The sequence below is a fragment of the Beggiatoa alba B18LD genome, assembly GCF_000245015.1.
GTDB lineage: Bacteria > Pseudomonadota > Gammaproteobacteria > Beggiatoales > Beggiatoaceae > Beggiatoa > Beggiatoa alba.
Genome location: NZ_JH600070.1, coordinates 3,330,284 through 3,342,426 on the forward strand (window position 1 = coordinate 3,330,284; position 12,143 = coordinate 3,342,426).

The 12,143-nt window shown below is 43.3% G+C and carries 9 protein-coding genes; 4 read left to right on the plus strand and 5 right to left on the minus strand.

Annotation, left to right across the window (positions count from 1 at the left end):
- The first annotated feature begins 177 nt into the window (after positions 1–177).
- From BEGALDRAFT_RS13635 to BEGALDRAFT_RS13650, 4 genes are all read left to right on the plus strand, one after another.
- Positions 178–1,278: a calcium/sodium antiporter gene (locus tag BEGALDRAFT_RS13635; protein ID WP_002690909.1), complete on the plus strand. Its 1,101-nt coding sequence runs from the start codon at positions 178–180 to the stop codon at positions 1,276–1,278.
- Positions 1,279–1,845 carry an amino acid kinase family protein gene (locus BEGALDRAFT_RS13640; protein ID WP_002690910.1) on the plus strand — a complete coding sequence of 189 codons (567 nt, stop codon included), beginning with the start codon at positions 1,279–1,281 and terminating at the stop codon, positions 1,843–1,845.
- 79 nt (positions 1,846–1,924) lie between these two features.
- Entirely contained in the window at positions 1,925–2,479 is a 555-nt protein-coding gene (locus BEGALDRAFT_RS13645) for a DUF2760 domain-containing protein (RefSeq protein WP_002690912.1), read from the plus strand.
- On the plus strand, positions 2,476–4,302 hold the full coding sequence (locus BEGALDRAFT_RS13650; RefSeq protein WP_002690914.1) for an Hsp70 family protein: 1,827 nt from the start codon (positions 2,476–2,478) through the stop codon (positions 4,300–4,302). The genes BEGALDRAFT_RS13645 and BEGALDRAFT_RS13650 overlap by 4 nt, the downstream gene beginning before the upstream one ends.
- A 194-nt stretch (positions 4,303–4,496) precedes the next feature.
- Here BEGALDRAFT_RS13650 and BEGALDRAFT_RS18415 read toward each other — a convergent pair whose 3' ends face one another.
- The 5 genes from BEGALDRAFT_RS18415 to BEGALDRAFT_RS13675 form a co-directional block, all read right to left on the minus strand.
- Positions 4,497–6,788, minus strand: a complete 2,292-nt coding sequence (locus BEGALDRAFT_RS18415; protein WP_002690916.1) for a tetratricopeptide repeat protein — start codon at positions 6,786–6,788, stop codon at positions 4,497–4,499.
- A gap of 152 nt (positions 6,789–6,940) precedes the next feature.
- Positions 6,941–8,071 carry a DUF1513 domain-containing protein gene (locus tag BEGALDRAFT_RS13660; RefSeq protein WP_002690917.1) on the minus strand — a complete coding sequence of 377 codons (1,131 nt, stop codon included), beginning with the start codon at positions 8,069–8,071 and terminating at the stop codon, positions 6,941–6,943.
- 3 nt (positions 8,072–8,074) lie between these two features.
- Positions 8,075–9,112: an imelysin family protein gene (locus BEGALDRAFT_RS13665; RefSeq protein WP_002690919.1), complete on the minus strand. Its 1,038-nt coding sequence runs from the start codon at positions 9,110–9,112 to the stop codon at positions 8,075–8,077.
- A 66-nt stretch (positions 9,113–9,178) separates the two neighbouring features.
- The gene (locus tag BEGALDRAFT_RS13670) at positions 9,179–10,585 is read right to left on the minus strand and encodes a di-heme oxidoreductase family protein (RefSeq protein WP_002690920.1); all 1,407 of its coding nucleotides are present in this window, start codon (positions 10,583–10,585) and stop codon (positions 9,179–9,181) included.
- A gap of 101 nt (positions 10,586–10,686) precedes the next feature.
- A complete protein-coding gene (locus tag BEGALDRAFT_RS13675) occupies positions 10,687–11,970 on the minus strand; it encodes an imelysin family protein (protein ID WP_002690921.1) in 1,284 nt (427 codons plus the stop codon).
- Positions 11,971–12,143: the final 173 nt, after the last annotated feature.

The window sequence follows — 12,143 nt, forward strand, 5'->3', positions numbered from 1 at the left end:
GTGTTAAACCTGTGATGATTGAGTCTGAATTATATAAGTAATTTGATTATCTTACAGGAAAATATTAAACCAAAATCTTAATTGGTGAAATGACGTTAAAATCACCCATTTAAAATACTCAAATATTCCCTTATATCGCTATCGGTATTTTGTCATCGTTTATTAATGAGGTTATTTATGGATATTCAATTGCTTATTTTCTTTATCATTGGCTTAGTGTTTCTCGTTTATGGGGCAGATATTTTAGTTGCTGGAGCTTCTAAATTATCGTTAATTATAGGAATTTCTCCATTAGTTGTTGGTTTAACCGTGGTTGCTTTTGGAACAAGCGCGCCAGAATTAGCCGTTAGCGTACAATCCGCATGGGCAGGACAAGCCGATATTGCAGTGGGGAATGTGGTTGGCAGTAATATTGCGAATATTTTACTGATATTAGGGATTGCGGCGATTATCGCGCCGTTAGTCGTGAGTCAGCAATTATTGCGCTTAGATGTGCCTTTAATGATAGGAATTTCATTTTTGTTATGGTTTTTAGCGTTTGATGGCATCATCAGTGGCATAGATGGTTTAATTCTGTTTACAGGGATTATTGTTTATACGGTTTATTCCATTAGAAAAAGTCGTCAAGAAAATAATCCCGCTGTAGAAGCAGAATATGAGGAAGCCTTAGGCGATGTGAAGCATGTTGATAAAAGTACAAAAAATATTGCCAAACAAATTGCCTTTGTATTAGTGGGGTTAGTCTTATTAGTGATTGGCTCTAATTGGCTAGTTGATGGTGCGGTTGCTTTAGCAAAATATTTCGGTATCAGTGAATTAATTATCGGCTTAACCATTGTAGCTATTGGTACATCTCTGCCTGAATTAGCAACATCCGCGATAGCGAGCTGGAAGGGAGAAACAGATATAGCGGTGGGAAATGTTGTCGGCAGTAATATTTTTAATATTCTCTCCGTATTAGGCTTATCTGCGCTCGTTTCACCACAAGGCATTCCCGTTGCTGAATCAGCAATTTATTTTGATATTCCCATCATGATAGGCGTTGCCTTAGCCGCGTTACCGATATTCTTTACAGGACACAAAATTGACCGTTGGGAAGGTGGTTTATTCCTCTTCTACTATGTCGCTTATCTTGTTTATTTAATTATGCTTTCTACCGAACATTCTTGGCTAGAATTTTTCTCGGCTGCCATGATATGGTTTATTATCCCCCTAACAGCACTGACGCTAGGAATTTTAGCGTGGCGCATGTGGCAAGCAAAACAACTAGCCTCATAAATGTGGGTTGTTAAATTAGGCGGTAGTTTGGCAAATTCAGCCAATTTACCGCCATTACTGGATATGCTCACCCGTTTCAATAAACAACAACTTGTTTTAGTCGCGGGGGGAGGTCTGTTTGCCGACCACGTTCGCCATGCGCAAACTATTTGGCATTTTTCTGACCACCATGCGCACTACATGGCAATTCTGGCAATGGAACAATACGCATGGTTATTACACAGCATACAACCCAACCTACACCCCGCGCGAACCTTAGCCGACATACAAAAACTGACTGCCCACAATAAAATCCCGCTCTGGTTTCCTTACCAAATGACCCAAGCACAAACCGACATCGAAGAATCTTGGGCAATGACCTCCGACAGTTTAGCCGCATGGTTAGCTCAGCAACTACAAGCCAGCCGTTTAATTCTAGTCAAATCCGCGCCCACACCCGCCCCAAACACAACGTTAGAACAACTCATACAACAAGGCATTATCGACCCTTGCTTACCCCGCTATAGCCAACAAATCCCCGTGACCTGCATACACTATGCAGACCTAGAAACACGACTGACACGCTGATAGCCAGACAAAAATCACAGTATAATAAACCCGATAACACTTTATAAAACCCGTCCAAACCACAAAACAGGATAAAATAATGGCTTCGTTTATCAACCGTTTATCGCTAGCTATCAAACTGTTTTTACGAACACTGACCGATGATGTCTTTGCACAACAAATACAACAACTCACCACGCCAACGACTAACCCATCTGATTTACCCAATAACGCACCAACAAACACCCAAACGCCTGCCCATTCTCTCAAAGAAGCCAGCCCCGACGCAGCGTTACAACTCTTAGGCTTACTCCAAAGCGAAGCCCGTTTTATAGACTTTATCGAGGAAGACATCGCCAGCTACACCGATGCAGACATCGGCGCGGCAGCGCGAGTGATACACGAAGGCAGTCGCAAAACCCTACGCAAACACTTCACCATCCAAACCATCCGCACTGAAAGCGAAGAATCACGCCTCACATTGCCCGCAGGCTTTGATAGTCAGCGCGTGCGCCTTGTAGGTAACGTTGTTGGCTCGCCCCCCTTCAACGGCAAACTCATCCATCGCGGATGGGAAGTTACCGCCATCAACTTACCGAAAATTATTGAAGGACACGATTTAAAAATCATCGTCCCCGCTGAGGTAGAACTATGAACCGTTACGCCGTCGGTATCGATTTAGGAACAACACACTGCATCTTATCCGCCATTGATTTAAGCCTATCCGACGGCGAAAAAGTTGCACAACAAGTACAAGCCATTCCCCAACTGGTTAATGTCGGGGCAATAGATGAACGTTTCGTACTCCCCTCTTTCATTTATTTACCCCATCCAGACGAATTAAATCCACAAGAATTAACCCTACCTTGGGTCACACAAACGGAAGTCATTACAGGCGAATTTGCGCGACAACTTGGTGTTACAACCCCTATTCGCCTTATTTCCAGCGCAAAAAGCTGGCTCTGTCACGCAGGCGCAGACTGTCGCGCCCCCTTTTTACCCTTAGACGCACCCGAAGAAATTAACAAACTATCCCCACTACAAGCCAGCGTCCACTACCTCCGCTACCTACACCAAGTTTGGGATTTTGCCCACCCAGACCACCCCCTAGCAGAACAAAGCCTTACCATCACCATTCCCGCATCATTTGACCCCGCAGCCCGCGAACTCACCGCCGAAGCCATGCAACTCGCAGGCATGGGACATGCCGTTTTACTCGAAGAACCCCAAGCCGCCCTATACAACTGGATACAATCCACACAAGGCGACTGGCGAAAACAAGTCAACGTCGGCGATGTTATTCTTGTCGTTGACATGGGAGGCGGAACAACAGACTTCTCATTAATTATCGTCACTGAAAACGATGGCAATTTAATCCTCAACCGTGTTGCAGTGGGCGACCATATTTTGCTAGGCGGAGACAATATGGACTTAGCCCTTGCCTACGTCCTAAAAGCCAAACTTGCCAAAGAAGGCAAACAACTAGAAAACTGGCAAATTCAAGCCCTCACACACGGCTGTCGAATCGCAAAAGAAAGCCTATTAGCCGATACCAATTTAGACAACGTCCCCGTTATCGTCCCCAGTCGTGGCTCTCGCCTCATTGGTGGCACACTCCGCACAGAATTAACCCGCGACGAAGTCACCCAAACACTGGTTAATGGCTTCTTTCCTGATATACCAATCTCTGCCCGCCCTGTTTCCCGCGCCCGCACCGCACTCACACAACTAGGCTTACCCTACGCACAAGATGCAGGCGTAACGCGCCATCTAGCCAACTTCTTAAGCCGTCAAATCGATGCCATAACGGAATACAACGGCTACACCGCCCCCGCGAATAGCCAATTTATCCACCCTAGCGCAATACTACTAAACGGTGGCGTTTTTAAAGCCCAAGCCCTCACAAACCGCTTACTACAAGTCATCAATTCATGGTTAAGCGCAGAAAATGCCGAACCTGTGCGGATGCTGACAGGTAGCGATTTAGATTTAGCCGTCGGACAAGGCGCAGCTTACTACAGCTATGTTCGCCAAGGGCATGGCGTGCGGATACGAGGTGGTTTAGCCAATGCCTATTATGTTGGGATTGAAGGCTCTATGCCCGCAGTACCTGGACTAGAACCACCGATAGAAGCCCTATGTGTTGCCCCCTTTGGCATGGAAGAAGGCAGTAGTGCCGAATTACCCCCACAAGAATTCGGCTTAGTCGTCGGCGAAGCCGTACGCTTTCGCTTTTTTGGCTCATCCGTGCGCCGAGACGACCACGTAGGCACTTTATTAGAATCATGGAACGAAGAGGAACTTGTTGAACTGCCAGAAATTGAAGCCAACTTACCTGCGGAAGGACGCAAAACAGGTGAAGTTGTCCCTGTTCGACTCAACGCCCGCGTCAACGAACTCGGCATTTTATGTTTAGAAGCGATTCCCCGCACAGGCTCAGAACGCTGGCAAGTAGAATTCAGTGTTCGGGAAAAATAAGGAAGGTCAGTTTTTAACCCCAGCACTGCGAAGCCTTTGTCTGAATCAGGATTAACAGGATTTAAAACCCTCAAACCAAAAAGTCAGGTGAATCACGCTTTTTAATCCTGCTAATCCTGATTTAGACAAGCTGTTGTCTTTTTAAAAAAATCTCGCCGAACTCAGGTTTAAATAGATTATTGCTTAAGCTCTTTTTATGATGCGTTTGCTACAGTGACGTTTGCCTGCAAAGTTTCAACAGAGATTTTTCCCTGAAAATAATCTATAAACTGCTGGGCAATTTGCTGATGTACAGGAGAAAGACGCAGGATAGCGGGTTGTATATCGCTAAAATCCCCATCAACTTTAATGATAGGTAAATGTTCTTGAATGGCAAAGAATAACGCTTGCAAAGAGGATTCTGGATTTGCAACCCATTGAAGAAAAGGAATAACAACAAACGCTTGATCATTATTTTTTAATAAAGGTAACGCAACGGTTAAACGTCGTTGCATTCGTTCTAAATCGTTTTGAACAAGTGCTAGTTCAATATCGTTACTTAAAGCTAATAGATTGTTAGGTTGTATTTTCAAACAGTCATCAAAGTTTTTAGCCGCTTCTGTAAATAATCCTAACTTCCATAAAGCAACCCCGCGATTAAGCCATGCCTCAGCATCATCAGGCTTGAATTGAATCGCTTTGTCATAACTCGCGAGGGCTTTTTCATAACGGTTTAAGTTAGATAGTACATTCCCGCGATTAAACCATGCTAAAGCATTATCAGGCTTGAATTGAATCGCTTCGTCATAACTCGCTAGGGCTTCTTCATAACGGTTTAGCTTACTAAGTATATATCCTAACCAAAACCATCCCCACGCATTTCCTTTATTTTTCTCAATTGCCTGACAAGCTCTTGCTAACCAATATTGTTCTTTTCCCAGACAACTTTCTAAATCGACTGTTTGTCCACCGTGTTGATGAAAATACATTTCCTCAGCTAAAGATAAATCCAACCATTCCACTGTAATTTTTTCTAAAAAAACCGCGTTTCTTTTGGCTTTTTTTGCAAATAAATCGGCTAATTGTTTATGTAACTGGTTTGTTAGCTCGGAATTCCAATAATTTTTACTTTTGGCGTAAAACACTAATAAATCTCGAATCGATTCATGTAAAAAAAATTGTCCTTCACTGCGTTTAAAATTCAAAATTTGTAGATTTTTATACAGCTCAATTAAATACTCGGCAGAATCACCTAAAAGCGTCTGTAAAATGTCTTTATCTAAATAACACGGTAATGCTAACCGCCACGCATTTTCTACAACTTCATCAGGTAATTGGCGCGTAATTCGATTAAAAATTGCCATTTTACAAGAAGCATGTTGAATTTCATCAGATTCTAATGTGCCGTCAATTTCCTCAAAACAACGTTTTAACGTGTCATCTTCTTGGGCTAATGCAATGATGTCTTTGCCTTCCTTTAATAACAACGCCACTAAATTTAATCCCACTGCTAACCATAAGGGTGAGCCATCAAAAGATAACTTTTTTAAAACTTGAATTAACGCATTTTTCTGACATTGTGTATCGGTCTTTAAAATGGTGCGAAACTGGGAATAATTAAAATGATGTCCTGCTTTAATTAAAGCAATAACTTTATGTTCAATCAGTTGTTTAAGAATAGGATAGGGAGACAAACGGATAACGGTTAAAATTTCGCTGTCGGTAAAACGGGACAGATAAGTAACGTTATTTCGCCATATCTTAAATTGTCGTCCTGTAACAATCACAATTGCACCATGTTGACTTAAAAAATCTAACCAGCGATTTATCCAATTTTTTAACGAACAGGTTGTGATGTGTTGAGATGTCTCAAACTGTTGCGTTAATTGTGTTGCTATAAACTGTTCATTTAATGCTATTTTTACCTCTAAATGCTCATAAGTATCAATAAAAATAATAGGGTGTGCTTTGCACAAAGTTTTTAGACTATTAATTAAATAACCTTCAATATTTTCAGCAATGCGTTTTTTTTCCGCATCTGCTTTTGAATGCCACATTTTAGAAACGGCACTGAGAAATAAAGTGAAATGTTTATCGACAACTGCCGCGAATTGTTTTTCGTATTCTTCTGTTATATATGTCTCTTTCAAGCCTGTTATCACACCCTGCCATTCAGGTTTAAACGTTTCAAACCCTGTTTGTAATTGTGTTTGTACAGTTTGATAAATACCGTGTGCTTTTTGCTGTGCTTTCTCAAACTCTGGCAAATGCGTAGCGGATAAACTTAATAAAAACTCGGCAGCCGTTTTATAAGTTGATAACTGTTCAACATCGATAAATAAATAATCCCGCTTTTGTCGCTCGCAATGCGTTACAAATTCGCGTAATAAGCTAGATTTCCCTAACCCACCCTCGCCACAAATTGCCCATAACTCCCCTTGTTTTTTATTTAATAAAGATTGAAACCGCTGAAGCTCCGCGACACGTCCCACGAATTCGATGCCCATAATTTCTCCCCTAGAAAAATGCACCAAAATAACAGGCTACAAAGTTTTTTTATTATTACATTGAACCATCGCTATTTATAGCCGATACAAAATAAAAACCTGCTAAATCTTTAAAAACTTAGCAGGTTTCGTAAAAGGGGATTATTTGAATTTTAAACAACACTTAAATGATTATCCCAGCGGATGTTTTCCCATTGCGTGCGTTGCTGTTCAACAAGATTCAACGCATCTATCCAAACCATTTCTCCAATGCCTGTGGTAACGACAAATTGTTGTTGGTCGTGGCTTAATGTGATGCCTGCGGTATCCGTTAGAGGCAGGGTTTTTAAAAACTGTTTTTCAGCTAACGACCAGAAAGCAACAAAATTACCGCGTGGGCAGGTAATTCCCAGTATTTGACTGTTCGGGGCAATCACTGCGCTGGCGGTGTAGGCTTTCATTTGTAATAAAACTTCGTCAGGAATCGGTAAAAAGGTCATTGGGTGCGCGTCGGTTTGTTTGGCAAATCCGTTAGCGGTGACTCGACTTTGATGAAGAGCAACCAGCGGTAAACTGTCTTCACCTTCTTCTTGTAACGCAATCGCGACTTGTTGCGCATTAATCGCTAAGTGGCGAATGCTAAGGCTGGGATGTGGGAGGGTTTGTTTTTCTAATAATTCGCCTGTTTGGCTGTCGATATAGGTGAGCGAGGGCGACATGTGGTCGAGGTTGAGTTTTTCGCGTCCTGATTCGGGATGGGTTTCTATTCCGCCGTTAGCAATTACTAAAGTTTTTCCGTCGTCCATTAAGCAGAGTTCGTGCGAGTCTATGCCGTAGGTAGGCATTTCGCTCAGGCGTTGAAAGGTATTCGCGTCGTAAATGCCAATTACGCCCGTTCCTAAGTCAAAGTGGTGTTCGGTGGTGAAAAAGGTTTTTCCGTCATGAGAAAAGCAGCCATGTCCGAAAAAGTGGCGTTTTTCAGGGCATTGTAAAACTTGATATTTGTCGCCTGTTTGTGGGTTGAAAATGGTGGCTTCTGTGCCAGAACGACGGGCGATAAGGACGGCAAGGTCTGGGCGGGTGGGGTGTATGGCTAGACCGTGTCCGCGTTGATTCACTGGTAAGCTAAAGCGTTTTTCGCCGTTTTGGTTAAAGCCTGCAATGTAGTGTTGTCCTGCTTTGTCGTCGTGTGCGGAGAGGTAAAGCGCGTTTGTCGTTGTGTTGGCGGGTGTCTTCGCGTGAGCGGATAACACAGGGCTAGCGAGTAAGCCCGCACTGAGTTGTAAAAAGTGGCGACGTAACACGGTTTAATCCCCATCTAAGCTGTTGAAACCAGTTGTAATCTGTAATGCTTCTGTGAGGTTGGTTTTTATTAATCGGGTGAGAATGTCGAGTTCGAAAAAGAGTCGTTCTAGTTTGGCGCGTTCTTCGCTTTTTACTGTGAGCGTATCATTGAGGGGTAATTTTATCGTTTGAATGACATCTATTGTCGATTGAATTTGTTGTTGTATTTCTGTATCTAGTTCGTTGTGTTTGAGGGATTGTAGGTAGTCGTCGATGCCGTAGCCTTTGCCTGCGGTGTAGAGTTGTTGTAATCCTTCTAGGTTGGCTTGTAGGTTGTTTAGTGAGGCGTGACTGCGCCAGTTTTCGGCGAAAAAGGGTTTTACCATGCCGTTGGTTTTTTTACCGAGTGGTGCACCGAGTTTGCTGTCTTTCATGATTTCGGTGATTTCTATCAAACTGGCTATGAGGGTGGTGAGGTTGGGTTTTTCCGCTTCTTTGGCTTGATTGAATAAGGTGTTGCCGTCTTGTAAGAGGGTGCTGGTTGCAAGGGTGAGATAGGTACAGCGTTGTTTGTCGGTGAAGGCGTTTAGGGTTTGTTCGGCAGGTTCAAAGAGTAGTATCTCAAGGGCTGAAAGTCCGAGCGCGGTACTGCCTTGTTTTTCAATATCTGTTTGGGTTAGTGGGGTGGCACTGGCCAGTAAAGTGGTGACTTTGAGTTTAACGGTGTCTTTGCGGTCGGGAAAAAATTGTATTTTGCTATCGGTATTGTGTTGTTTAACCGCGCCGAAGCGGATGGCTTGGGTTTTCATCCATGCGTTGAGGGTGGCATGAAAGGCTTGTTGTGTGGCGGTGAGTTGTTGGGCATCGCTGGCATTTGTGCAGAAGGTATTGGCTTGTTGTTGGAGTTGTTGGGCTTGGTCAATAAAGGCTTGATAGGCAGGGAGTACCACTTGTTGTGTGATATCGGTAAAGAGTTGTTCTGGCGGGGCGGGGATGTCTTTTGCAATAGCGATGTTGGTAGAGAGGCAAAGACTGAGTATTGAGAGTGTTTTTTTTAACATGCCGTATCATCCTAAAAAAAGAAGCAGGTGCGATGTCAATTCGCACCTGTATGAAAAAGTCTTTATTTATAGCGATTCTAAGAATTTAATGAGGGCTTCGCGGTCGGGTTTTGCGAGTTTTAACACGTTTTGTTTAATGGTTTCTGCTTCGCCACCGTGCCATAAAATCGCTTCCATTAAATTTCGCGCTCTACCGTCGTGTAAAAATTGGGTGTGTCCGTTGACGGTTTCAGTTAAGCCAATTCCCCAGAGGGGTTGTGTTCGCCATTCGTTGCCTGTTGCGTCAAAATCAGGACGACCATCGGCTAAACCGTCGCCCATATCGTGTAGTAAAAAGTCGCTGTAGGGGCGGATAGTTTGGTTAGAGACTTCGGGTAAGTTAGTGAGTTCGCCTGTTTGAAATTGGGGGGTATGACAAGCGATGCAGTTGAGTCCGTAAAAAATAGATTTGCCTTTTAAGACGGTGGGGTCGTCGACATTGCGTCTTGCGGGCACGGCTAAGGTGCGGGCGTAGAAGGTGACAAAGTCTAAGAGTTCGGCAGTGATTTCAGGCTCTCCACCATTTGCTGCATTTTGGCAGGCGGTTTGTTTTTCGGTGCAATTATTGGCAGGGAAAAGGACGGAGGTAATACCAATATCGCCATTAAACGCGCCTGCGGTTTGTTGGTGAATATTGGGCATGTTGGATTTCCAGCCGATGCGCCCCATTACACTTTGCTGTTTTTCTACATCCCAGACGTAGTTAGGACGACCTGAAATGCCATCGTTATTTTTATCATCGGGGTCTGCATTGGCTAATATGCTGGCTTCAGGAATTGCGTCGACTAAACCTAGCCCTATCATGGGTTGTGCAACACGCGGAGACATCAGGACATCTTTGTGTAACTCGCCGTATTGTAAATTTTTAATGTCGTAGTGCGGTTTGCGCAGGTTGATAACTTCGCCATCGGCAAAGCTCACGGGAATTTCTGTGTAAGTGACAATGGGCTTGCCTTCTGCGGGTACGCCTTGAATGGCAAAATTTTGTAATTGGTCGCCATAAGTGGGTTCAGGAATCACGCCTGTTTTTTTCACTTGGGCTTTTTGTTCCTCAGTCACAGCAGGCAGGCTTAGGCGTAATAAGATGGAGATAAAATCATCATCGGCTTTTGCGGGGGGGCTACCGCGTCCGTCTTTAATATGACAGTTTTGACAGGCGTTCGTGATGAATAACGCGCCTAAGCCGTCGCGGGCGGTCGTGGTTGATGGGGCTGTAACCCATGGTTGACGGAAAAAAGCGTTACCAATGGAAAAGTTATCACGCCGACTGATGGGCATATTGGCAGCAGGTAAAGAAAAGGCATTGACGGTGGTATTCGTAACCGTCGTTGCACCGCCTGATAAGGCTTCGTTGGGTTCGGCTTTGCTGAAATCGATGGCAAAGGCGAAAGGGCTATTTAAGAGCAGAGTCAAAACACCTAATTGTTTAATCATTATTAAATCGCTGTGGGTTGGAAGTGAAAAAACCCGACGACTGTATTGCAATGCGTCAGGTTTGTTTGAGAACAGCTATAAAAATCGGTTGTTGTATTGGATTAGAAAGTATGATCTGCCGTATCAGGGTTTAATTCTTTTACGCCTAGGGCTTCCGCGACTTTTTCTAAGGCGTGGGTTTGAGCGACTAAACTATCAATTGCTTGTTTAATCATGGTATTACCTTCTGCATTATCCGCAGCAATTAATTGGTCAAATGCAACGCCTTTTTTCTCCGCAGAATCGACAATGGCTTGTAATTTAGCCATGCTATCGGCGAATTTTGCTTGCATGTCTTTATCTAATTTCGCATTTTTTGCTGCAACTAACTCCGCAAGGCTTGCCCCTGTTAAGGTTTTACCCGCAACGGTTTTATACTTACCTAAATAAACATTTTGGATTCCTAAGCCATTATAAAAATGGGAGTTATGCGTGTTATCACTAAAGCAATCATGTTCATCTTCGGTAGAGTTAGCAATTAACGCGACTTTCATACGCTCGCCTGCGAGTTCACCTAGCGATAAACTGCCCATGCCAAATAAAATCGTGCGTAAACCTGTCGTGGGGTCGGTTGCCAATAATTCTTTACGCGCCGCCCCCTCTTTTGCCCAAAGTGTAGTCATCTCACTTAATTGGCTGATTAATAGGGTTGAAAGGGTGCGTAAGTATTCAGCACGACGTTCACATGTTAATTTAGACCCTGCTTTTACTTTGCCGTTGGTGCAGCCATCATCGGTTTGAATATAATCGCTAAAAGGACGCTCACCCGCGCCTTTGCCAGTTCCGTTTAAATCTTGTCCCCACAGTAAGAATTCAATTGCATGATAGCCTGTTGCAACATTGGCCTCTGATCCGCCAATTTCATTTAATCCTGCCAATAATTCAGGGGTTAATTTACTGGTATCAATCGTTTCTGTGCCAATAGTTAGGGTTTTTGACGCAATAATATTAGCTGTCGCGCCCGCATTGCCTTGTTCAAATTGATAATGGCTTGTATCGACATAATCGATAAGTCCTTCATCTAACGGCCACGCATTTAAACTACCTTCCCAGTCGTCAATGACTTTATTACCAAAACGAAACGTTTCACTTTGTTGATAAGGCACACGTGCAGCTTTCCATGCTAAACGAGCATCGGCTAAGGTTTTTTCTGAAGGCTCTTTTAAAAAGAGGGCAATTTTTTCATCTAAGGTTTTCGCTGTTGTGAGTGCATCATCATAAACAGCGTGAATCATATCTGTGTAATGCTCTACCACCGCTTTAGGCGTGACTTTCGCTGCAAACCCATTAGGCGCGACCAGCGCGACACCTAAACATAATCCAATGATATATTTATTTTTAGACATTACTTATTCCTCTGAACTTTATCAGATGCAAATGATAAGTATTATCATTCATAAAGTCAAAAGGTATCGCCAACCAATATTTTAAATGCAATGCATAATAGTTTTTTATTCAAATAGATAGTTTATAATTTAACGTAAGTGTAAAATAACTGAAATCATTTTCAATAGAATAA